Source organism: Pseudomonas sp. R9.37, assembly GCF_963878885.1.
Lineage (GTDB): Bacteria > Pseudomonadota > Gammaproteobacteria > Pseudomonadales > Pseudomonadaceae > Aquipseudomonas.
Genome location: NZ_CAWNZA010000022.1, coordinates 308,500 through 331,824 on the forward strand (window position 1 = coordinate 308,500; position 23,325 = coordinate 331,824).

A 23,325-nucleotide genomic window follows, 5' to 3' on the forward strand; every position below is an offset into this window, starting at 1 on the left:
TTTTTGCAACAATCATCCGGCCAGCATCGGGTAGGTAAACAACCCGAAGTGAAGCAGATTCAAGCCAAAGTGCGTGGCAATCGCGGCACCCAACCCGCCGAAGCGGTACGCCAGGCCATAACCGATGCCTGCAATGCTCGCCAGCAGCACCCAATGCCAGCCCGCGCCGAGGTGCACCAGGCCGAACAGCAGCGAGGCCAGCAGCAGTGCAAGGTGCTCGCCGTAGGGCAGGTGTTTGAAGCGTTGGCTCAGGCCGCCCTGGATATAGCCACGAAACAGCGCCTCTTCCACCAGCGTCACCAGCAGCAGGTTGTTCAGTACCCACAGCCATGTCTGTTCCGGCCATTTGGGTGCCCAGTCGATCATCCCCAGCAATGTGGCGCCGCCCAGCGCAGCGACCGCCGTCAGCGTCAATGCCAGGGCCGCGACGCAAAGCGACAGGCGCAGCGCGCGACGCGCCACGATCCATGGGCAGGCCAGCAACAGCCAGAAGCCAATCAGCGGTTTGTCCTGGTTCAGGTACATCGAGAACGGTACCGAGTCAGGGGTAAAACGCTGCGGCGCAATACCGCGGCCGTTGTAGAAACCCGGCAGCCAGTGCATCGCCAGGCCCAGGGCCAGGACAATGAACAGGCCGTGGCCGAGGTAGCGCGCCCAAGGGCTGCGTTGCTGGCGCACGGCGTACCCGGCGATCAGCAGCATGGCCACCGACACGGCCGCCAGAGCGCCCAGTTGACCGTAGGTCAGGGCCAGTCCGTAGCCAATCGAAAGAAGCACCAGGTACAGCCAGGGCAGAGCGATCATGTGAAATCCTTGGAAAAAACTGGCCGGCATTATAGCGACGGGCTTTCTGCGTCGGCATGAAAACTCTTCTATGCACGGTGCGTGGGTGAAGTGATTGCAAAACAGAAAGGCGGCTGGTTATAGTCGGCGCGTCGTTATCCCTTCAAAAAAGATCAGCACATGCCAGCTTCCCAGCGCATAGCGGTAGTCGATTCAGCGGTCAGCGCTGTGGTCGTGCCGTGTGGGAAGAAACAGCCTGTGCAGATCAGTCACTACCCCCCACCTGTCAGTAGCACGCCGGTGTACGCAGTCGTATCACCGCCGGGTGTCGGCATTTCGGGCTGATCAGCGAATCGCTGTTCCCTTTTGCCTGCCTGAAAAAAACCTACTGAGTTTCAGCTTTGGCTGAATCGGCTTTTTTGCCTGATTACAGGTGGTATCCATGTCTGTTTTTTCGAAACAATCCGTGGCCGCGGCGGCCTCGACGAGCCTGTTTGTTCTGTTGTGGAGCAGCGGGGCGATTTTCTCCAAGTTGGGCCTGGCCCATGCTTCGCCTTTTGCCTTTCTGCTGATTCGCTTCGCCATCGCTCTCGTGGGGCTGGTGATCCTGGTGCCGGTCCTCAAACTGAAACCGCCACGTCCTGGCAAGCCCATGCTGTATGCGGCGGCGACCGGCTGCGTGCTGTTGGGCGCGTATCAGATTTTCTATCTGCTGGCGCTGGACCTTAAAGTCACTCCCGGCGTGATGGCCACCATCATGGGGGTGCAGCCGATACTCACGGTGGTGCTGATGGAGCGCCAGCGTTCCTGGCGCCGGATGTTTGGCCTGGGCCTGGGATTGGCGGGGTTGATCATGGTGGTCTACCAGGGCATCGGTCTGTCCGGCATGTCGATGGCGGGCATGCTGTATGGCCTGTTGGCACTGGCGAGCATGACGTTTGGCTCGATCATGCAGAAGCGCATCACCGATAACCCATTGGGTACGCTGCCGGTGCAATACCTCGCCGGGTTGCTGCTGTGCTCGGTATTTGTGCCGTTCCAACCTTTCCACTTTCAACAAAGCGCCAGCTTTTACCTGCCGGTGCTATGGATGGGGCTGGTGGTGTCGTTACTGGCCACGCTGCTGCTGTACCGTCTGATCGCGCGTGGCAATCTGGTGAATGTCACCAGTCTGTTTTACCTGGTGCCGGCGGTGACAGCGGTGATGGATTACCTGATCTTCGGCAATCGGCTTGCGCTGTTAAGCGTGTTGGGGATGGCGTTGATCATTGTTGGCTTGGGGTTTGTGTTTCGTAACAGCTGAGTGCGTGGCGAGCTGTTGAATCAATGCTGACTGGAGCACGCGCATGAGGGTGCTCCAGTCAAAGCATTGTTTAATGTGGGTTCGCGCAGGATTTACAGTCTGCGCCATACTCATGCTATTAAGGCAGACGCTCAGATAGTGGCGTGATGCCGCATTGCAGAGCACTCGGTACGTTCATGGCAGCCGACCGCTGGCATTCAGTACGATTGTGCTTACAGAGTAATGCTGTAATAATTCCGACCTTATTGTGGCCTATATCCTACGTATTTACAGGGTATGCAGTTTGCTCGCAAAAGGGATGTTGTGTCTATTTTCGCATCGCGCAGTCTATCCAATGTCCAACCGCACGACGTTTGCTTAGCAAAGGTTGCGGTTTTGATGTGCTCGTACAATGGTGAGGCGTTCCTCAGGGATCAACTCGACTCCATTGAGCGACAGAGCCATCGCAACTGGTCATTAGTCGTTTCCGATGACGGCTCTCGAGATAGTACGTCAGCGATTCTCCAAGACTATGCTCAGCGTTGGGGACGCGACCGTCTCAAGGTTGTGGCAGGTCCCGGAAGAGGGTTTGTCGCCAATTTTCTCTCGTTAACTTGCCGTCCTGACATCGTCGCCGATTATTTTGCCTGGTGTGATCAGGACGATATCTGGAACGACGATAAGCTGGCGGTGGCGCAGTCTTGGTTGCAGACCATTCCTGAGCACATCCCTGCTCTATACTGTGGCCGTACTCAGTTAGTCAGTGAGTCGGGTGCAAAGCTTGGCTTTTCTCCGCTTTTCCCACGCCCTCCGCACTTCTCAAACGCGCTCGTTCAAAGTATTGCGGGTGGCAACACGATGGTTTTTAATCGGGCTGCACGTGAATTGATCGTCGAGGCGGGTTTGAACGTCAAGGTGCCCTCGCACGACTGGTGGATCTACCAGCTTGTAACGGGGGCCGGAGGCGCCGTGCACTATGATCACCAGCCGAGAATGTTATACCGCCAGCACGATGAAAATCTTATTGGTAGCAACTCCAGTTGGGCCGCTCGCCTGGTACGGCTGAAAATGATTTTCCAAGGACGGTTCTTCGAATGGAACGAACAGAACATCTGTGCCCTCGAAGCGATGTCCCACCGTCTTTGCGAAGAGCAACGACTGACTCTTATGCGCTTCAAGCATGCGCGCAGGCAAACGTTACTTAGACGAGTGTTGGGGTTCCGGTCGGCCGGTTTGTATCGGCAGACTTTAATGGGGAACCTCGGGCTAATTCTTGCAACACTACTGAAAAAGATCTGACTCAATGACTATCTTAGTAACCGGCGGTGCTGGCTTTATCGGTGCAAACTTTGTATTGGACTGGGTAGCCCAGGCGGATGAGCCGGTCATTAATCTGGATAAGCTGACGTATGCCGGCAACCTGGAGAACCTCAGCTCGCTCGAGGGCAACGAGCGCCACGTATTCGTACAGGGCGACATCGCAGATACCCAGCTGGTCCAGCGTTTGCTCGCTGAACATCAGCCGCGCGCTATCCTGAACTTCGCTGCCGAGTCGCACGTAGACCGTTCTATCCATGGCCCGGAAGACTTCATCGAGACTAACGTCGTCGGTACCTTCCGCCTGCTGGAGGCGGTGCGTGCCTACTGGAAAGGGCTGGACGCCGATGCTCAGCAATCCTTCCGTTTCCTGCATGTGTCGACTGACGAAGTCTACGGCTCCTTGGCCAAGGACGATCCGGCGTTCACCGAACACCATCAGTACGAGCCTAACAGCCCGTACTCGGCCAGTAAGGCGGCCAGCGACCATTTGGTGCGTGCCTACCATCACACCTATGGCTTGCCGGTACTGACCACCAACTGCTCGAACAACTACGGGCCGTACCATTTCCCGGAAAAATTAATCCCATTGATGATCGTCAACGCGTTGGCAGGCAAGGCGCTGCCGGTGTATGGCGATGGTCAGCAAATTCGTGACTGGCTGTACGTAAAAGACCACTGCAGTGCCATCCGTCGTGTACTGGAAGCCGGCACCGTGGGCGAGGTTTACAACGTCGGCGGCTGGAACGAGAAGCCAAACCTGGACATCGTCCACACCGTTTGCGCCCTGCTCGATGAGCTGCGCCCTCAGGCGAATGGCACGCCGTACAGTGACCAGATTGCATACGTGACCGATCGCCCTGGCCATGACCGCCGTTACGCCATCGACGCGCGCAAACTGGAGCGCGAGTTGGGCTGGAAGCCGGCCGAAACCTTCGAGACCGGCATCCGCAAGACCGTGGAGTGGTACCTGGATAACCAGGATTGGGTCAGCAATATCCAATCGGGTGCTTACCGCGAGTGGGTAGAGAAGAACTACGCCGAGCGTTCAGCATGAAGATCCTTCTACTTGGCAAAAATGGCCAAGTGGGGTGGGAGTTGCAACGCAGTTTGGCCCCGCTGGGCCAAGTGCTTGCGCTCGACTCGAAAAGCCAGGACTACTGCGGTGATCTGAACGACCTGCAAGGGTTGGCGGCCACCGTGCAGCGCTTTGCGCCTGACGTCATCGTCAATGCGGCGGCCTATACGGCTGTCGACAAAGCCGAAAGCGAACCGGACCAGGCTCTGCGTGTGAATGCGCAGGCCCCGGCCGTGCTGGCGGCAGAGGCGCAAAAGCTCAATGCCCTGCTGGTTCACTACTCCACTGACTACGTGTTCGCCGGTGATGGTCAGACGCCCTGGCAGGAAAGCGATCCGGTAGGGCCGCTGAGCGTTTACGGCGCGACCAAACTCCAGGGCGAGCAAGCGATCCAGGCCAGCGGCTGCGCGCATCTGATCTTGCGCACCAGTTGGGTCTATGCCGCGCGAGGTAATAACTTCGCCAAGACCATGCTGCGTCTGGCGCAAGAGCGCGACAGCCTTAACGTGATCGACGATCAGTTTGGTACGCCCACTGGGGCGGATCTGTTGGCCGACGTTACCGCACATGCCATCCGCACGATGCATTCGAACCCCCAACTGAGTGGGGTTTATCACTTGGCGGCAGCTGGCGAGACCACATGGTATCGCTATGCCCGCTTCGTGCTTGAACACGCTCAGACTGCCGGTGTGCACCTCAAGGTTGCCCCGGATGCCGTGGGTGCGCTGACTACGGCCGCTTACCCAACACCGGCCAAGCGCCCCGGCAACTCCCGACTCAACACCCAAAAACTGCAGAATGCCTTCTCATTGCGCTTGCCTGAATGGCAAGACGGTGTGGCACGGATGCTCATAGAAACACTAGAGAAATGAACATGCTCAAACGTAAAGGAATCATCCTGGCTGGCGGCTCAGGCACGCGTCTGCACCCTGCAACCTTGGCTATCTCCAAGCAATTGCTGCCGGTTTACGATAAGCCAATGATCTACTACCCGCTGACCACGCTGATGCTGGCGGGTATTCGCGACATCCTGATCATTTCAACGCCGCAGGACACCCCGCGTTTCGAGCAGCTGTTGGGCGATGGCAGTAGCTGGGGTTTGAATATCTCGTATGCCGTACAGGCATCCCCGGATGGCCTGGCGCAGGCATTCATCATCGGCGAAGAGTTCATCGGCAACGACCTGTCGGCCTTGGTGCTGGGCGATAACATCTATCACGGCCATCATTTCAATGAGCTGCTGGCAAGCGCGATGCTGCGTCAGGATGGTGCGAGTGTTTTCGCCTATCACGTAAACGATCCTGAGCGTTACGGCGTTGTAGAGTTCGATGCACAGGGCAAGGCGATCAGCCTCGAAGAGAAGCCTCTTGAGCCTAAGTCGAACTACGCGGTGACCGGTCTTTACTTCTATGACCAGGACGTAGTGGACATCGCCAAAAGCATCAAGCCATCGCCACGAGGCGAGCTTGAGATTACCGACCTTAACCGTATCTACATGGAGCGGGGCAAGCTGTCGGTAGAGATCATGGGCCGAGGCTATGCGTGGTTGGATACCGGCACCCACGACTCGCTGCTGGAAGCCAGTAGTTTCATCGCCACGCTTGAGCACCGTCAGGGGCTTAAAGTGGCCTGCCCTGAAGAGATCGCGTTTCGGCAAAAGTGGATTGATGCGCAGCAGTTGGAGAAACTCGCCGCGCCGCTTTCCAAGAATGGCTACGGTCAGTATCTCAAGCGTTTGCTGCACGAAAAGATTTTTTGATAGTGCGATGCCCGGTGCGGTATTCGGAGCTGTTGCCTGAAGAATAATTTGATCTGTAGCGCCGCGAAGCCGGCCCTGATAACACTTTGGAGATATTGTAATAATGCGATCCAGCTCACTTGCCATCCCGGACGTAATTCTGTTTGAGCCGAAGGTGTTCGGGGATGAACGCGGTTTTTTCTACGAAAGCTTCAATCAAAAAGTTTTCGAGGAGGCCGTTGGAAGACCTGTTCATTTCGTGCAAGACAACCACTCCAAATCAGTCAAGGGCGTGCTTCGCGGGCTGCATTATCAGATCAAACAGGCCCAGGGCAAGCTGGTGCGCGTGACACACGGTGAGGTCTTTGACGTTGCCGTAGACCTGCGTGAAAGCTCGTCGACATTCGGCAAATGGGTCGGCGTGCACCTTAGTGCCAGCAACCGAGCGCAGCTCTGGATTCCGCCAGGCTTTGCCCACGGTTTTGTGGTGCTCTCGGAAAGTGCCGAGTTCCTCTACAAGACCACCGATTATTGGGCACCTGAGCATGAGCGCAGTCTTGCGTGGGATGACGCAGACGTCGCAATCGAATGGCCGATCACCGAGCCGCCTACGCTCTCTGCCAAAGATGCGAATGCCGTAAGTTTGATCAACGCTGAGAAGTTCGCCTAGTGGATCCTCATAGCAGACCTTCAGCAGGTCCAATCAGTCTTGTGGTCAATCTCTGGAAATACCGTTCATTGATTTCACAAATGACCAAACGTGAAGTCATTGGGCGTTACCGTGGATCGGTGATGGGCCTGACATGGTCGTTCTTCAACCCGATTCTGATGCTCGCGGTATACACCTTCGTGTTTTCAGAAATTTTCAAATCCCGATGGATCGGTGTCGATACAGGCAAGGGTGGGTTCGCGATCCTGCTGTTTGTCGGCATGATCGTGCATGGGTTATTTGCCGAGTGCGCCAATCGTGCGCCGACCTTGGTGATGGCCAACAGTAACTATGTAAAAAAGGTGGTGTTCCCGCTCGAGATCCTGCCGGTGATTACCTTGGGTTCCGCGCTGTTCCACAGTTGCATCAGCCTGGTTGTATTGTTGGGCGCCCAGTTTCTTATCCTGGGACAACTGCATTGGACGGCGCTGCTGTTCCCCTTGATTCTCGTGCCATTGATTCTGGCCACGCTGGGGGTCAGTTGGTTTTTGGCGTCGCTGGGGGTTTACCTGCGGGACGTGGGACACGTAATCACGGTGCTCACCACGGTACTGCTCTTTCTTTCGCCCGTGCTTTACCCGGTAGCGGCGCTGCCTGATGTTTATAAGCCTTGGTTAAAGCTCAACCCGCTGACCTACATTATTGAGGAGAGTCGAAGCGTCTTGCTTTTCGGCCATCTACCCAATTGGGAGAGTCTGGGCGTTGCTGTCATCGTTGGAGCAATCATTGCCTCCGTCGGCTATTGGTTCTTCCAAAAAACACGTAAAGGGTTCGCTGATGTCATCTGATCAAGCCGTAATCAGCGTTCGGAATGTCTCCAAATGTTTTTACACTTACGACAAGCCTAGAGACCGTTTAAAGCAGGCGATCGTGCCGCGTTTCCAGCGATGGGCGGGTGACAAGGTCACCACCTATGGCAAGGAGTTCTGGGCGCTGCGTGACATCAGTTTTGAAGTCAATAAAGGTGAAACCGTCGGTATTGTCGGTCGCAATGGATCGGGTAAGTCCACGCTGCTGCAGATTATCTGCGGCACGCTGACACCGACCATCGGCGAGATCGAGACGCGCGGCCGCATCGCTGCGCTGCTTGAGTTGGGCTCGGGTTTTAACCCGGAGTTTACCGGTCGGGAGAATGTCTATCTGAACGCGGCGGTCCTCGGGCTGACGCACGACGAAGTGAATGATCGCTTTGATGCAATCGCAAGCTTCGCCGATATCGGTGAGTTCCTGGATCACCCGGTCAAGACTTACTCCAGTGGCATGGCGGTAAGGCTCGCATTTGCGGTACAGGCCCAGGTCGATCCTGAAATCCTTGTGGTGGATGAAGCACTCTCGGTGGGTGATGCACGCTTTCAAGCCAAGTGCTTCGAACGCCTGCGTCAGCTTAAGGAAAATGGCACCAGCATTCTGTTGGTGACCCATTCCAGTGAGCAAGTGGTCACCCATTGCTCGCGCGCGATCCTGTTGGAACAAAGTCGAATAGAAATGATCGGAGAGTCACGTCCGGTTATAAATCGTTACACCGACATCCTGTTTGGCCGCAATTCCGACGCAAGCACCGAAGCGCAAGACATTCCGGTGCAGGCGGATAAAGCGGCCGAGCCCCTCGTACAAACCGTGCAACTGTCGCTGGAAAGCGATGTTTACGCGTCGCGCGTGGGCTATAACCCGCACGAGTATCGATGGGGTGACGGTGCTGCAACGTTGATGGATTTTCATCTGAGCGCAAGCGGTCGAGAGTACCCAACCAGCCTGGAACCAGGTGAGGAAATCGTACTGGGTTTGTCGCTTAAATTTAACCGTTCGGTCATAAACCCCATTCTTGGGTTCACTATCAAAACCAAGGAAGGTGTCACGGTATACGGCACAAATTCTTATTTGCTCGGTTGTGTTGAGACCCGTTCGATGGGCGAATCCGGGACTGTTGCCACTGCCAGTGTGAAATTCACTAACAAGTTGGCCACTGGCGATTATTTTATATCCCTAGGGATCGCGTCCAGAGAGGGCGAGCACATCATTCCCCATGACAGGCGTTATGACTCCATTCACTTTGTTGTCGAACCCACGCCCAAGCTATTGGGGTTGATTGACCTCGCCGCGACTATGAGCATCGATCCGGTAGACCTTAATGTTTAAACTTGATCAATATGGTTATTCCAAGGATAGCGATACGGGTGTTTGGGTGCGCGCCGACTTCCAAGGCATCGCGTACAGCGACGGAGATAATGCAGAAAACGAACTCGCCCAGATCATCAGTAACGCCAGCGACGTTTCTGTGTTATCAGACGAGCTGCCGCAATACTGCACCGACTGGGCCAAGCTCTACCACTTGAGCGCGACGCGCGCGAACATCCTGCGTCCCTTTGAGCATCTGTTCAAATCCCGCGTGCTGGAAATTGGTGCCGGCTGTGGCGCTATCAGCCGCTACCTCGGCGAATGTGGCGCCGATCTATTGTGTCTGGAAGGAAGTCCTCGCCGAGCAGCCATGGCTGCGAGCCGTACACGGGACCTGGATAACGTGACGGTGTTGGCCGAGCGCTTCGACGACTTCAAAATCGAAGAGCAGTTCGACGTGGTCACGCTTATTGGTGTGCTGGAGTACGCCAGTATGTTCAGTAACGCAGCAGACCCCGCCTTAGCGATGCTCATGCGCGTTCGCCAATTGTTGAAGCCTGATGGCCATCTTTTTATCGCCATCGAAAACCAGCTGGGTCTGAAGTACTTCGCCGGCGCGCCAGAAGATCACGTTGGCATCACCATGTACGGTATCGAAGGTCGGTACGAGCATGGACAGCCCAAAACCTACGGCAAGAAAGAGCTCGAAGACCTCATAGCGCGCGCAGGTTTCACCTCGTCCAGCTTTCTGGCGCCGAGCCCGGATTACAAACTTCCCAATTCGATCATTACCGAGAGCGGTTTTGCGTGCGACGGTTTCGACGCCGCCGCGCTGGCGTGGCAGAACGTCAAGAAAGACCCGCAACTTCCTGAGCAGACGACCTTCAATCTGGAGAAGGCCTGGTCGGTGGTTATCAACAACCGCCTGGGTATGGAGCTGGCCAACTCGTTTTTGATCGTGGCTTCTTGTGCCGATGATCAACCGCTGGACAGTGACGTTCTGGCGTACCACTACAGCACAGGCAGAAAGACTCGGTACTGCAAGGAATCGTTGTTCGTCAACACCGAGGAAGGGATTCAGGTTCAGTATAGAAAGCTGGGCAATGTGGCTGTCGATGAGTCGAGTGCCATTGCTGACGACGGTTTCAAATACGTGCTTCCGCGTGTGGATGCCTACGCGAAAGGTAGCGTACTGAGCCTTGAGTTCCTCGATGTTGCGGCCCGCCGCGATTGGAGTATTGAGGGCTTTACCCCGTTTTTGCAGAAATACCTGGCGTGTTTGCAGAGCCTGTTGGACGGAGAGGGCGCTGGCATCAAGCTTCTTTCAGCCAAAACACTGCTCCCCGGTCGTTACATTGACGCCGTTCCGCAAAATATCGTCGTCGACGCCAGCAACATCCCCAAGTTTATCGATGTCGAGTGGGAGATGAATGAGGGTGTGGAGCTCGGTTATCTGATGATGCGAGCCCTGCTGCTGCTTATGGCGGCTGCGAACCCCTTCTATCCAAGCAGCTCGTCGGTGAGCCGCCAAGAGTTCGTGACTCAGCTGTTGGCTAGCGCAGGCATGGATATCAGCGCAGATGACCTGACGCGCTACATTGCGACTGAAGCAGCCTTTCAAGAACGGGTAACCGGGGCCGATGCAGACCAGTTTCTCAACTGGTCTCCTGAAGCCATGATTCACAAGATAGGCGCGGTGCACCTGCCTTCCACGCACGCCAAACTCTATATGAGTGATGCGGCGGGAAATTTTTCCGAAGAGTCAACGTTGCTCCAGGTGGTCAATGACGGGCACCAAGTCATCAAGTTTCGCCTGCCCGATGGATTGCCCGAGGGTGTGGTGTTGCGTTTCGACCCCATCAATCGTCGTCAGAGCTTCTCGATTGACACTATCAAGGTGTACTCTAGCGCCGAAACGATTTGGGAGTGGCAGGATGACATCAGTGACCCGCTGGTCATCGCCTCCGCCATGCGGATTTCCCAGATCGGTCGCAACACGCTTTATCTAGCGCTGAGTGACGACCCAAGCGTAACGATTCCTATAAAAGACGACATGCTTAGTGGCGCCGACCTGCTTGAGCTGGAAGTAAGCCTTACTTTATTCACGGAAGAGCAACTCGCTCAAGAGATTAATGTGCTGAATCAATCCGGGCTGACACGCCCCAACTCCGAATTGCAAGACAAGCTGGATCAGATTCTCGATTCAAACAGCAAGCTGGACCAGATTCTCGATTCAAATAGCAAGCTGGATCAACTTCTCGATTCGAATGCTAAATTGGATCAGATTCTTGACGCGAACAGCAAGCTGGACCAGATTCTTGATTCAAACAGCAAGCTGGATCAGATTCTCGATTCGAACAGCAAACTGGATCAGATTCTCGATTCAAACAGCAAACTTGATCAGATACTTGATTCGAGCGTCAAGCTTGAGCAGCTCGTTGATTCGAACAGAGAAATCAGCGATGTGCTGGAACTGTTGAAGGCCTCGATCACCTCCACGCATGCTGAGATGATCGCTCAAGCTGTTCGCGAGAAAGATAAAGAAGTTCAGGCGGTGGTTGAGCAGTTGCAGTTGGCGACCGAAGAGCATCAGTCTGCCCTTCAGCTTCTGACCGAACAGAAAAATCTCGAGTTAGATGAAAAGGACATTCAGATCAGTGAGTTTATCGCCGCGGTGGCACTGGAAAACGCACATTCCGAAGCCGAGCGTCTCAAGATAATTGAAACACTGAATCAGCAAATCACGCTTAAAGACGAAGCGTTGCACAACACGCTGGCCACTTGGCAGGAATCGTTGAGGGATAAAGATGTTCACATCGCCAACCTCGAAGAGCAAATGCGTGTTCAGCAAGTTCAAAAAGACACTCATATCCACAATTTGAACCTGCACATAATTGCCATGCAATCCACTTCCAGCTGGAAGGTGACTGCGCCATTTCGCAAGCTTGTGAAACGTGTCGGGCAAGTAAAAAAGGGTGTGCGTCTGTTGCCGGCGGTGATTCGTCGTGGCGGCGGCCTGAGCAGCACCGTGGGCAAAGCCATTACGGTTGCTCGGCAGCAAGGATTGGCCGGTTTAAGAGCACGCGTTGTGTACGTGGCCACCTCGAGCAGTCTTTCCGCCATCGGTCAGGAAGCTCGAGAAGTATCTGATCGCTTTGATTATTCCAAGTGGGTCGAGTATTACGACACTTTGGATGACAACGGCCGTTGGAAGCTGAGCGAAGAAATTCGCACGTGGAAAACCAAGCCGCTGATTTCGATCATCATGCCTGTCTACAATCCACCGCTCGATTTGCTGCGTGAAGCCATTGACAGTGTTAAATCCCAACTCTACAAGAATTGGGAGTTGTGCATCGCCGACGATGCTTCCACGGATAAAGAAGTCATCGCTTATCTCAAGACGCTGTCGAGTCAGGACAAGCGCTTCAAAGTCATGTTCCGCAAAGAAAACGGTCATATTTCCAAGGCCAGTAATTCGGCGTTGGAACTGGCTTCGGGTCAGTACATTGCGCTGATGGATAATGACGACCTCATTCCGGAACACGCACTGTATTGGGTTGCTCGCGCAATCCATGACAACCCGGACGTCGGTATGATCTATTCCGACGAGGACAAGATTGATTCCTCGGGGAAGCGTAGCTCGCCTTATTTCAAATCGGACTGGAACGAGTTTCTGTTCCGTTCGCAGAATATGGTTTGTCACCTGGGTGTGTATCGCTCCGACCTGGTCAAGGAAGTCGGCGGTTTCCGCGTAGGCTTTGAAGGCTCGCAAGATTACGATCTCGCACTGCGCTGCGCCGAAAAACTTGAGCGCGCACAAATCGTGCACATTCCTCGGGTTCTCTACCACTGGCGCATGCACGCTGGCAGCACAGCCATGGCAGGGGATGAAAAGCCCTATGCCGCCCTCGCTGGTGTTAAGGCGCTGGACGAGCATTTGCTACGCAAAGGTGACATAGGCCGTACAGAGCTGCTGCCTATGGGCTTGTACCGAGTCCACTACACGCTCCCAGCTAAAGCTCCGTTGGTCACGTTGATTATCCCTACGCGTAACGCTTACGCTTTGGTGAAACAATGCATCGAGAGCATTCAACGACTGACCACGTACAAGCATTACGAAATTATTTTGATTGATAATGGGTCGGACGATCCCGAATCACTTGAGTATTTCGCGCGGCTTGATCAACAACACAATATCCGAGTGATGCGCGACGACGGGCCGTTCAATTACTCCGCGCTGAATAATGGTGCTGTTGGAATTGCTCGCGGTGATCTGATCGGGTTGATTAACAACGACATCGAAGTCATTACACCAGAATGGCTGAGTGAGATGGTGTCTATTGCGCTGCAACCAAATGTAGGTGCTGTGGGTGCGCGCCTTTGGTATCCGGATGACCGCTTGCAACACGGTGGTGTGGTGCTCGGAGTAGGCGGAGTAGCAGGCCATTCGCACAAGTATCTGCCAAAAGGTGACTATGGCTACTTCGGCAGAGCAGCGTTGATTCAAGAGTTCTCAGCGGTTACAGCTGCTTGCTTGATCATCAAAAAGTCAACGTTCGAGCAGGTCGGTGGTTTGGATGAAGAGAACCTTAAAATTGCCTTCAACGATGTCGACTTCTGCATGAGAGTACAGGAGGCAGGTTACATCAACGTGTGGACACCTTTTGCCGAACTGTATCACCACGAGTCGGCAACTCGTGGATTGGAAGATACGCCTGAGAAAAAAGAACGTTTTTCCAACGAAGTGCTTTATGTGCAGTCGCGCTGGCCAAACATTGAAGAAGACTATACCTATAATCCGAACCTAACTTTAGAGCATGAAGATTTCGGTTTGGCCTGGCCACCTAGAGTTAAGTTATAAGATGAATTCGACGAATGAGGTTGAGAACGGCTCAGAGGAAACACGTGGCGAAGGAATAGCGCTCCCTAAGGCTCATTTCTCCCCTACTCTGAAGGACTTATTTCGCCTGCTGCTCATTGCGCTTCCGGTGATCAGTCTTGTAATAAGTGCATGGTCGTGGCTAAGGTACGGCGTTGATATACCTGTTTATGATGATTGGCGTCAATACAATGCAAATGATATGGGCAGGCTTGATTTACGTTATTTGATGACGCCGCACAATGACACCTTATATACTGTTGGCTTACTGCTAGATTCGCTTGCTTTTCGTTTTCTAGATGGTAATACAGTTGCCTACCAATTTATCAGCATGGTTGCGCTTCTCGGCGGACTGCTGATATTGCAGTGGAAGCTTTTGAGCAGTTGCATCACGAATAAAAGCTATCTGGCAGTTGCGTTCTCATTTACATTGTTGATGTTACAGCCCGATACTTATTGGGGGTGGCAAAATCTTGCTTACCACCAAGCCGTGCCGCTGCTTTGTCTTTTAGGAATACTCTCACTTACATTGCGAGACAAACCTAACTCAAGACTTACCTGCGCTGCTGTAATCTTTCTCACCTTGGTGTCGGGGTTGACTTATATAAGCGGTGCGTTTTCCGCGTTGGCACTTTGTTTTATATTTGTCTTTGTTGGGCTGATGTACAAGTCACCGTACAGCAAAAATCTTGTGAGTACCGGGCTAGCGATTTCACTGCCCGCACTGGCCTCAACGATGGCCCAGTTATGGGTCATTGTAGGTGTTCAGCATGGTACGCACCGGGCGGATGCGCCGATGGCATACCCTTGGGAATCCGATTTTTGGTATTTCATGTTGGGAAAAATTGGCCGATCGTTGATGCTGCCGATGTCTCACCCGACGTTCTCTCTAGTGATCACAGCATTAGCTGTGATGATGATAGTTATACTAGTTGTTGTTGGTCTTTTTAAGCTCAGCGCTAATGCAAGCGATTCTACTAAAAAAGCCATCATTATATTTTTGGCCCTTTCTGGGGTGATTTTCGTATACCTGCTGCTTATCTCTGCGGGACGTACTAATCTACGCCCCGATAACGTAACTAGCGCACGTGATATTTTTATCTACGGCTTCTACAGGTTTCACTTTTTTTGGGTGACACTGCTTTGGCCGTGGCTGATATTGTTGTGCCTGAAAGCTCTACAAAACCGCAAGCCGTCGAAATCTGTGGCGATGCTTATAACACTGATGGCAGTTGCGCTATGGTCGGTCGCTATAATGGTTACAACTATTATGGGCAACGCTACTTTTTTTGAAACAACCATGAAACATCGCTCTGAAGGTGTTGCATGTGTCGTAGCAAGGATTCAAGAGCCGGGTGCAGTGACGTGCTCGAATATTGACCTTGGTGACATAGCTGAAGGTATCAAGAATGGACGAGCGGCGAATGCTTCTTTTGCCAGAATTCTTCCGGTTCTGCCTATCGCACTCGGCACTAATAATCCTGCTCCGCTTTATCGGTTATCAGAACACTTAGACGTCGTGAAGATCAATAATGCGACGCGTGAACAAGGCTCGGCAAATACATTGGATCTCAAGACGGATAACGATCCAGGGCTGATCCTGGCTTTTTCGCCTACATCCGACCTGGCGCATTGCGGAACGATTGATTTGGTGGCTGCCATGACGGTTGAAGAGGCGAGCATCGCGCAGTTGTTTTATATGACACCGGGGCACCTTGGCTACAGCGAAGATCGGTCGACTACAATTTCTGTATCTCCTTCCAAAGAGCCGCAGATCTTGAACCTTACTATTAGCAATGCTGAGGGCTTCGAATCTGAGCTCAGATTTGACCCAGTCACGGCTAATCAAAAAATAAGTATCAAAGATCTTGAAGTCCGTTGCCGTTCGTATTTTAAGAGTAAATAATTTAAAGCAAGGTATATAGTATGTCCTTTAGTCAAATACCACTTTTTTCTGCTGCGGTTGTAAATGCTCGGCTAGACTTTATCACTGCCATTAGTGGTGTACTGGATAGTCATTGGTACGTGCTTGGAAACGAAGTAAAGTTGTTTGAAGAAGAGTTCGCAAGCTATGTAGGTGTCAACCACTGCGTCAGCGTTGCTAACGGGTCTGATGCGCTGGAGCTTGCGCTTAAGGGGCTAGGTGTTGAGAGTGGTGACCAAGTAGTCGCTGTAGCCAATGCCGGTTTTTATGGCAGCACAGCTATCCACGCGGTGGGTGCAGAGCCACTTTACGTTGATGTCGATTCAGACACCCTCACGATCTGTCCCAAGGCGCTTGCGGCAGTCATTGAGAGCAAGCCGTCAGCTGTCATTGTGACTCACCTGTATGGTCAGCTTGCGAACATCGAAGAGATTGTTCGTATTGCCTCCGCTGCCGGTGTACCTGTATTAGAAGATTGCGCCCAATCACATGGTGCTCGCCGTAATGGTAAGCAGGCGGGCAGTTTCGGCACCATTGCATGTTTCAGCTTTTACCCTACCAAAAACCTAGGCGCATTAGGAGATGGTGGTGCGGTTGTCACCAATGACGACGAGCTGGCCAAGCGTATCCGTCAGTTGCGGCAGTATGGTTGGACACAAAAGTACCAAGTGTCGATTCCGGGTGGGCGTAATAGTCGACTGGATGAAATGCAGGCCGCGATTCTACGTGTCAAGCTTCCACACTTGGACGCATGGAACGAGGCTCGTCGCTCCATTGCCAAGCGTTACAGTGAGGCGTTCGCCACACTCGACATGCAATTGCCGTATTCCACTGACGAAGATTACGTCGCTCACCTTTACGTCGTACGTGTGAAAGCAAGAGCCGAGTTTGCCGCATCGCTCAAAGAGAAATCGGTCAGCACAGATATCCATTATCCAATTGCAGACCATAAACAGCCTGCATACGCAGTCGATCAACTGGGTTCCCTGGACGTCACGGAACGCGCTTGTGAGACTGTAATTTCGCTACCTTGCTTCCCCGGCCTGACAGACAAAGAAGTTGATCGCGTCATTGAGGCAGTCACTGCTTACTTTTCAAAGGAGCAATAATTTTGCTGACGTTGGTCATCCCCGTTTATCGCAACGAAAGCAATCTTCCGGATCTGCTGCAAGCCATTATCGGGTTGAATACACAACTTCAGAACGACCTAGAAGTTGTGTTCGTTGTTGACGGTAGTCCGGATCGCTGCTACGAAATACTTCGAGATAAACTGCCTTCGCAGCCTTTCCAGTCGAAACTCGTACTGCTGTCCAGAAACTTTGGATCGTTCATGGCAATCCGTACAGGGTTGGAAAACGGGAGTGGTGATCGATTTGCGGTGATGGCTGCGGACTTGCAAGAGCCCCCCGAATTGGTGCTCGAAATGAACCGTGTGCTACTGCGCCAGGACATTGATGTGGTTGTCGGTGTGCGAGAAGGGCGTCAGGATCCTTGGGCGAGCCGTACCGCATCGAGGATTTTTTGGGGGCTGTATCGCCGTTATGTCATCCCAGAGATACCGCCAGGCGGTGTCGATATGTTTGCCTGTAATAAGGCTTTCAGAGACACACTGCTGACTCTGGAGGAGCGGCACAGCTCTTTGATTGCACAGATTTTTTGGTTGGGCTACCGACGAGAAGTTGTTACGTATTCGCGTCAGGAGAGGATCCACGGAAAGTCCGCGTGGACTTTGCGTAAGAAAGTCAATTACTTGATGGATAGCGTGTTCTCGTTCACCGACTTGCCCATCCGGTTGCTGACCAGAGTAGGCGCGTTCGGATCTGTGCTGGCAGCTATATTTGGCGTTTTTACGTTGTTGGCAAAGCTGAATGGCATGATCGAAGTGCCCGGTTACGCGATGATTATGCTCACCCTGACTTTCCTGGGATGTTTGAATCTCTTGGGGTTGGGGATAGTGGGCTCATACGCATGGCGAACCTACGAAAATACGAAAAATCGGCCATTAGCTATACCAATGCGAGTAGAAGATTTTGGAGATCACAATGAGCAGCGCTAAGAACTATTTCGTCCACAGTCATGCGCTGTGTGAATCCGAAAATATTGGCAAAGACACCCGTATATGGGCTTTCGCGCACGTCTTGCCTGGTGCCAAGCTGGGCGGAGAATGCAACGTTTGCGACAACGTATTCATCGAAAATGATGTAATTATTGGTGACCGTGTCACGCTCAAATGTGGTGTTCAAGTATGGGATGGCATCACTATCGAAGATGACGTATTCATTGGGCCCAATGTGACGTTTACCAATGACCTTTTTCCACGTAGCAAGGTTTACCCGCAAGCGTTTGCACGCACTATTATTCGTAAGGGTGCATCGCTTGGTGCTAATTGCACTATTCTGCCTGGTCTGACAGTTGGCATTAATGCAATGGTCGGTGCCGGTGCGGTCGTGACACGCTCTATTCCACCGAATGCCATAGTTGTAGGGAACCCTGCGAAGATTATTGGGTACGTTGACGCAAAGCCTGTCAGCGCCAAGCAGGACGCTGCCGACAAGGCAGCGGCTTCGCCAAGCGTAGTCGAAACGTCCATTCGCGGTGTTACGTTGCATACGATGACTGAAGTCGCAGACATTCGCGGCAGTTTATCTGCCGGTGAATTTGAGCGCACCGTCCCGTTTAAATCAGAGCGTTACTTTCTGGTTTACGATGTGCCTACTGCGGAAACCCGTGGTGAACACGCTCATCGCATCTGTCACCAATTCTTGGTTGCTGTGAAAGGCTCGGTTCATGTGGTCGCGGATGATGGAAAAAACCGAGAGGAGTTTGTGTTGAATAAACCAAACAAGGGTATTTACTTGCCTCCGATGACGTGGGGTATTCAATATCGCTACTCCCACGACGCGGTGTTGATGGTATTTGCCTCGCACTACTATGATTCAGCCGATTATATTCGTAACTACGACGAGTTTAAATCCTTGGTTGCTAATTCGTGATAAGTCCTGTAGCTCAACGGGCTTTAGATAAAATCTTTAAAAAAGATTTTGCTAGATTCCTCGTGTCGGGTGGTTTCAATACCGCCCTGACATATGGAGTTTATTTGCTTCTTTTGAACGTGGTGCCTTACAAAATAAGTTATACGATAGCGTACATTAGCGGTATTTTACTTGCGTATATTCTAAATCGATTTTTTGTTTTCAAAAGTCATAACGGTATCAAATCTATTCTGTTGTTTCCGCTGATTTACTTGGCGCAATATGTTGTAAGTCTGTTGATTCTTTGGGTCTGGGTAGAGCAACTCGGCTTTGATGATCGTCTCGCTCCATTAGTCGCTATAGCCATTACGGTGCCTATGACTTTTATACTGTCTAAATTGTTGTTTCTAAAGCGAGCTGATTAGTATTGATTGGTCCTGGTAGCGAACCAATTCGGGGCGCTACCCGTCGTGATGAGTCTCAACTACTCTCGCGGCCACTGCGCAGCGGAAGCACATAAAACTTGGTTGCCAAAATCGGCATTCGTCGGCAGGCGCAACTGCTCTCGTATATTCACGGCATATGAAGCCCGCAACGAATATTTCGGATACGACGAGCATCGCCGCGCAAACACTTTGCCGAGATCGAATCCCATCCCAAATCGCCCCACGACACTTTGAGCAAAGTGGTAGTTAGCTGCTGAGCAGATGTAGCCAGTTGGCACGCCATGCCTACGCCGGTTATTGGCTGTTGGATACTAGCTCCGTCTAGCGAAAGATTAAGGCGATGGATCCTACAAGAGGCTGGTGTTGAATGGCGAAGACACGCTTAGATGTGATGGCGAGAATGGTCGTGTGTATAAAATACAAGCTAGCGATTATCGATTCTAAGCCATAGCCCGATCTATTGCTGTTAGGGCTGTGGTAATAGTAGGTAGTGGGACAGGTGTTTATAATCATGTGGGTCGATGTGTGAGCTGTGTTAACTGTTGAAGCGTGCGATAATAACTGTAAAGATCATGATGCCAGTTGCAAATCAAATTAAGGAAAAAGCACTAGAGTGATCCCGGTTTCCGAGTGCTTAGCAGTTGATGGGTACTAAGTAATTTGCTTTCAGTAATAAAAGCTACTGTCTAGGGCTATAATGAACAAGGGTGAGCAAAGGCACTTTTGTTTGAATGGTATGTCCGGCGCTTGCGCTTGAAGTTTCATTCCCTGTTTTGAATTGCTATATGCTGGCCAAACTTATGCGATTGATGGTTTCCCTGCATCCGCTGGATTGAGCGTCTCATTAAATGCAGATGAGTATGCACTCTCGCGGCGCAAGTGTTCACACGAATGGCGCACGCTTGTTATAATCAGCCAGTGGCAAAGTAGGCGTTGCGCAGTAGAAAGTATTCGCGTGCATGTTCGCATGCCATCAATGGCGGGTATCAGAAAGGAATTACCACTCACTTAATTTTAAGTTCTTTTGAGTGTCCCATACGCGACCGCCTTTAAGTGGAATCCTTTACCACGCATATCTTTTCATATCCTTAAGGGCGCATTGCCTTCGAAGCTTGCAGTGATCCCATGAGTTACTTAGCGCTCCCCACCCGCAACACCAACCACAACGCCCCCGCAATCAACACGCCGCCATACACATGCGCCATCGACAGCGGCTCATCCAGCAACAACGCGCCCCACAACACCCCAAACGGCGGAATCATGAAGGTCACGGTCATCGACTTCACCGGCCCGATGGACGACAGCAGGCGGAAGTACAGAATGTAGGCAAACGCCGTGCACACAAGGCCCAGACCTAGCAGTGATGACCAAACCTGCCAGCCACCCCAACTCGCGGGCGGGTGGTTGATGGCGCTGTAGGCAAAAAACGGCAGCAAAAACAGGGTGGCGCCGAGCATGCTGCCCAGCGCGGCGAGTCGGCTGTCCAGGCCGCCGCGTTGGTCCAGCCAACGCCGTGCGAGGAACCCGGCGAAGCCGTAGCAGGTGGTGGCTAACAGGCAGGCCAGCGCCCCCATCAATAATTCCAGGTCAAACGCCACCGGCCCGGCGCGCGTCAGCACGGCTACGCCGAGCAGGCCCAGGCTGACGCCGGCGATTTTCGACGGCGTCAGGCGTTCACTGAAGAACAACCCGCCAATCAACACGCCCATCAGTGGCGTGGTGGCGTTGAAGATCGCCGAGTAGCCGGCCGGCAGCACCTGCGCGGCCACCGAGTACATGGTCGCGGGGATGCCGGAGTTGATCACGCCCAGCAGCAGCACGGTCTTGAACTTGCCCTGGAAGTCCCAGTTGACGCGCATCGCTGCGAGTATCACCAGCAAGCCGGCGGCGGCAATCGACACGCGAAAGAACGCGGTCGGCACGGTGCCGATTTCCGGCGCGATGATGCGCATGAACAGGAAACTCGCGCCCCATATGGCAGCCAGCCCCAGCAAATACAGGGTGTCGACAGGTCTCACGGAACACTCCTACCTCAATAAGGCGGCGAGTGTTGCCTAGAGGCCTGGCCGACACAATGGCTAATTACAGGACAAACCGCGTCACCATGCCGTTAAGGTCCACGGCCAGGCGCGACAGTTCCTGGCTGGCGGCGGAGGTCTGGGTCGCGCCGGCAGCGGTTTGGGTGGACAGGTCGCGAATGTTCACCAGGCTGCGGTCGACGTCACGGGCCACCAGTGCCTGCTGCTCAGCGGCGCTGGCGATCACCAGGTTGCGCTCGCTGATCTGCGAGATGGCCGCGGTGATTTTTTCCAGCGCGCTGCCGGCGCTGTTGGCGCGTTGCAGGGTCTGGCCGGCGTGTTCGGCGCTGCTGTTGAGGGCTTCGACGGTGTCCTGGGTACCTTGCTGGATACCGGTGATCATCTGTTCGATCTCCTCGGTTGAATCGTGGGTGCGTTGCGCCAGCGAGCGCACCTCGTCGGCCACTACCGCAAAGCCTCGGCCGGCTTCGCCTGCGCGCGCTGCTTCGATGGCGGCATTGAGCGCCAGCAGGTTGGTTTGCCCGGCGATGCCGCGGATCACTTCGAGCACTTTGCTGATGTCCTGAGCTTGCACGGCCAGGCCTTCGGCTTTGTTCGAAGCGCCAAGCACTTCGTCCACCAGGTTCTGGATCGAGCTGATGGTTTCGCTGATCTGGTAGTGGCCGTGCTTGCTGTCTTCATCGGAGGCCTTGGACGCTTCGGCGCTGGACACCGCGTTGCCCGCCACTTCGTCCACGGCCGCGCTCATCTCGTTGACGGCGGTCGCAGCCTGTTCAATTTCATCGTTTTGCGCCTGCAGGCCACGGGTGCTCTGTTCCATCACCGAGCTCATTTCCTCGGCGGCGGAGGCCAGTTGCTGCGCCGATTCGCTGATGCCATGGATAGTGGTTCGCAACTGGTCCTGCATGGTGGCCAGGGCCGTCAGCAATTGCGCCGGTTCGTCGGTGCCTTTCACCACCACAGGCTGGCTCAAATCGCCGCCCGCGATGGTGCGTGCCACGGCCAGGGCCTGGCCGAGGGGGGCGGTGATACTGCGGGTCAGCAGCCAGGCGAGCAATAAGGTGGCGATCAACGCGCACACGATGATCAGGCCGACCACCCACTGCGCGCTGGAATACATCTGCGCGGCAGCGTTGGCCGCGTCTTCGACGCCTTTCTGATTGAAGGTGATCATGTCCTCCAGGCTCTTGTTGAGGACCGTACCTTGGGGTGCCAGGCGGCTGGTCAGCAGGTCGATGGCATCTTGCTGTTGATCCTTGTCCACCAGGGCCACCATCTGCCCGACGATGCCGAGATAGGTGCCCACATCGGCTTTGAGTTTTTTCAGCAGAGCGGCTTCTTCGTCGCCGCTGGTCAGGGTTTCGTGATGGGTCAGCAGCGTTTGCAGCTCAGTGCTCTGGCGGGTGATCAGGCTTTTGCTGTTGTCGCGAATCCGCGATTCGTCGGTGGTCGCCAGGCGCAAGGCCTCCAAGCGGATACTGGCCACATAGGCCGCGCTGTCGTGGATATTCTCGATGCTCGGCATCCATGACTCTTCGATAACCAGCGCGCTTTCTCGCAGTTTGGCCATCTGGCCCAGGCCAAACAGGCCGACAATCACCAGCAAACCGGCCAACAGCGCAAAACTCAGACTGGCGCGCAATCCGATCCTCATGTTCCTCAATGACATCTCAATGCTCCTTAGGCGATTAGAACCTGTTCCCGGATCGGTCTTCAGACCTTGTTAGGCTGGGAGAGGGCGCGCTATATATCAAAGTGCCACTAAGGAGGTAATCAGGGTTTCCCTTACGGTGTATCAATTCGGTTACATAAGTTGTGAAGCGCAAGCGCGCTGCTGTTTACCCTGGCAGGCGGCAAGCCACGGCATTGCAGGCCTGTAGCCAACGGTGCTGGCGCCTTTGGCTGCGTTTACTGACCACACGGTCGAATTATGAAATTTGAAAAAATCCTACAATGTGTCGACAGTTGTACAGCGTGACCCAAAAAATCATCCTTCTCGTGCCCCCGTTCACTGGCTAAGCTCAGGTCTTCCAGACGCCCGTT

At 53.6% G+C, this 23,325-nt stretch carries 17 protein-coding genes; 14 read left to right on the forward strand and 3 right to left on the reverse strand.

What is annotated here, in order from left to right:
- Positions 1 to 12 precede the first annotated feature (12 nt).
- Complete coding sequence (locus AACU78_RS13655; protein WP_106576355.1) at positions 13 to 804, reverse strand: CPBP family intramembrane glutamic endopeptidase; 792 nt, start codon at positions 802 to 804, stop codon at positions 13 to 15.
- Positions 805 to 1,225: 421 nt separating this feature from the next.
- Here AACU78_RS13655 and AACU78_RS13660 point away from each other — a divergent pair, with 421 nt between their 5' ends.
- The 14 genes from AACU78_RS13660 (at position 1,226) to AACU78_RS13725 (ending at position 19,222) form a co-directional block, all read left to right on the forward strand.
- Entirely contained in the window at positions 1,226 to 2,086 is an 861-nt protein-coding gene (locus tag AACU78_RS13660) for a DMT family transporter (protein ID WP_106576356.1), read from the forward strand.
- A 378-nt stretch (positions 2,087 to 2,464) separates the two neighbouring features.
- Entirely contained in the window at positions 2,465 to 3,364 is a 900-nt protein-coding gene (locus AACU78_RS13665) for a glycosyltransferase family 2 protein (protein WP_177410067.1), read from the forward strand.
- Positions 3,365 to 3,368: 4 nt separating this feature from the next.
- Positions 3,369 to 4,439 (forward strand): dTDP-glucose 4,6-dehydratase, encoded by a 1,071-nt coding sequence (rfbB, locus tag AACU78_RS13670; protein ID WP_106576357.1) that lies wholly within the window; start codon positions 3,369 to 3,371, stop codon positions 4,437 to 4,439.
- Complete coding sequence (rfbD, locus tag AACU78_RS13675; protein WP_106576358.1) at positions 4,436 to 5,332, forward strand: dTDP-4-dehydrorhamnose reductase; 897 nt, start codon at positions 4,436 to 4,438, stop codon at positions 5,330 to 5,332. Before rfbB ends, rfbD begins: the two co-directional genes overlap by 4 nt.
- 2 nt (positions 5,333 to 5,334) lie before the next feature.
- Complete coding sequence (gene rfbA, locus AACU78_RS13680; protein ID WP_106576359.1) at positions 5,335 to 6,219, forward strand: glucose-1-phosphate thymidylyltransferase RfbA; 885 nt, start codon at positions 5,335 to 5,337, stop codon at positions 6,217 to 6,219.
- Between the two features lie 103 nt (positions 6,220 to 6,322).
- Positions 6,323 to 6,868: a dTDP-4-dehydrorhamnose 3,5-epimerase gene (gene rfbC / locus AACU78_RS13685; RefSeq protein WP_106576360.1), complete on the forward strand. Its 546-nt coding sequence runs from the start codon at positions 6,323 to 6,325 to the stop codon at positions 6,866 to 6,868.
- Complete coding sequence (locus tag AACU78_RS13690) at positions 6,868 to 7,695, forward strand: ABC transporter permease (RefSeq protein WP_106576361.1); 828 nt, start codon at positions 6,868 to 6,870, stop codon at positions 7,693 to 7,695. Before rfbC ends, AACU78_RS13690 begins: the two co-directional genes overlap by 1 nt.
- Complete coding sequence (locus tag AACU78_RS13695; protein ID WP_106576362.1) at positions 7,685 to 9,043, forward strand: ABC transporter ATP-binding protein; 1,359 nt, start codon at positions 7,685 to 7,687, stop codon at positions 9,041 to 9,043. Before AACU78_RS13690 ends, AACU78_RS13695 begins: the two co-directional genes overlap by 11 nt.
- Positions 9,036 to 13,883 (forward strand): glycosyltransferase, encoded by a 4,848-nt coding sequence (locus tag AACU78_RS13700; RefSeq protein WP_106576363.1) that lies wholly within the window; start codon positions 9,036 to 9,038, stop codon positions 13,881 to 13,883. Before AACU78_RS13695 ends, AACU78_RS13700 begins: the two co-directional genes overlap by 8 nt.
- 1 nt (position 13,884) lies before the next feature.
- Complete coding sequence (locus AACU78_RS13705; protein ID WP_106576364.1) at positions 13,885 to 15,807, forward strand: hypothetical protein; 1,923 nt, start codon at positions 13,885 to 13,887, stop codon at positions 15,805 to 15,807.
- Between the two features lie 20 nt (positions 15,808 to 15,827).
- Positions 15,828 to 16,934: a DegT/DnrJ/EryC1/StrS family aminotransferase gene (locus tag AACU78_RS13710; RefSeq protein ID WP_106576365.1), complete on the forward strand. Its 1,107-nt coding sequence runs from the start codon at positions 15,828 to 15,830 to the stop codon at positions 16,932 to 16,934.
- The gene (locus AACU78_RS13715) at positions 16,931 to 17,881 is read left to right on the forward strand and encodes a glycosyltransferase family 2 protein (RefSeq protein WP_106576366.1); all 951 of its coding nucleotides are present in this window, start codon (positions 16,931 to 16,933) and stop codon (positions 17,879 to 17,881) included. The genes AACU78_RS13710 and AACU78_RS13715 overlap by 4 nt, the downstream gene beginning before the upstream one ends.
- Positions 17,868 to 18,818: a WxcM-like domain-containing protein gene (locus AACU78_RS13720; protein ID WP_106576367.1), complete on the forward strand. Its 951-nt coding sequence runs from the start codon at positions 17,868 to 17,870 to the stop codon at positions 18,816 to 18,818. Before AACU78_RS13715 ends, AACU78_RS13720 begins: the two co-directional genes overlap by 14 nt.
- A gap of 62 nt (positions 18,819 to 18,880) precedes the next feature.
- Positions 18,881 to 19,222, forward strand: a complete 342-nt coding sequence (locus AACU78_RS13725) for a GtrA family protein (RefSeq protein ID WP_106576712.1) — start codon at positions 18,881 to 18,883, stop codon at positions 19,220 to 19,222.
- 1,151 nt (positions 19,223 to 20,373) lie between these two features.
- On the opposite strand, the gene AACU78_RS13730 is transcribed toward AACU78_RS13725, so the two are convergent.
- The gene (locus AACU78_RS13730) at positions 20,374 to 21,261 is read right to left on the reverse strand and encodes a DMT family transporter (RefSeq protein WP_106576368.1); all 888 of its coding nucleotides are present in this window, start codon (positions 21,259 to 21,261) and stop codon (positions 20,374 to 20,376) included.
- 64 nt (positions 21,262 to 21,325) lie between these two features.
- Complete coding sequence (locus tag AACU78_RS13735) at positions 21,326 to 22,951, reverse strand: methyl-accepting chemotaxis protein (protein WP_106576369.1); 1,626 nt, start codon at positions 22,949 to 22,951, stop codon at positions 21,326 to 21,328.
- Positions 22,952 to 23,325 lie beyond the last annotated feature (374 nt).

Bases quoted from the DNA above. Each gene is read 5' to 3' on its own strand.
- rfbC (WP_106576360.1), top strand. From the start codon at position 6,323: ATGCGATCCAGCTCACTTGCCATCCCGGACGTAATTCTGTTTGAGCCG.
- AACU78_RS13660 (WP_106576356.1), top strand. From the start codon at position 1,226: ATGTCTGTTTTTTCGAAACAATCCGTGGCCGCGGCGGCCTCGACGAGC.
- AACU78_RS13710 (WP_106576365.1), top strand. From the start codon at position 15,828: ATGTCCTTTAGTCAAATACCACTTTTTTCTGCTGCGGTTGTAAATGCT.
- AACU78_RS13695 (WP_106576362.1), top strand. From the start codon at position 7,685: ATGTCATCTGATCAAGCCGTAATCAGCGTTCGGAATGTCTCCAAATGT.
- AACU78_RS13700 (WP_106576363.1), top strand. From the start codon at position 9,036: ATGTTTAAACTTGATCAATATGGTTATTCCAAGGATAGCGATACGGGT.
- rfbA (WP_106576359.1), top strand. From the start codon at position 5,335: ATGCTCAAACGTAAAGGAATCATCCTGGCTGGCGGCTCAGGCACGCGT.
- AACU78_RS13665 (WP_177410067.1), top strand. From the start codon at position 2,465: ATGTGCTCGTACAATGGTGAGGCGTTCCTCAGGGATCAACTCGACTCC.
- rfbD (WP_106576358.1), top strand. From the start codon at position 4,436: ATGAAGATCCTTCTACTTGGCAAAAATGGCCAAGTGGGGTGGGAGTTG.
- AACU78_RS13720 (WP_106576367.1), top strand. From the start codon at position 17,868: ATGAGCAGCGCTAAGAACTATTTCGTCCACAGTCATGCGCTGTGTGAA.
- AACU78_RS13735 (WP_106576369.1), bottom strand. From the start codon at position 22,951: ATGTCATTGAGGAACATGAGGATCGGATTGCGCGCCAGTCTGAGTTTT.
- rfbB (WP_106576357.1), top strand. From the start codon at position 3,369: ATGACTATCTTAGTAACCGGCGGTGCTGGCTTTATCGGTGCAAACTTT.
- AACU78_RS13655 (WP_106576355.1), bottom strand. From the start codon at position 804: ATGATCGCTCTGCCCTGGCTGTACCTGGTGCTTCTTTCGATTGGCTAC.
- AACU78_RS13705 (WP_106576364.1), top strand. From the start codon at position 13,885: ATGAATTCGACGAATGAGGTTGAGAACGGCTCAGAGGAAACACGTGGC.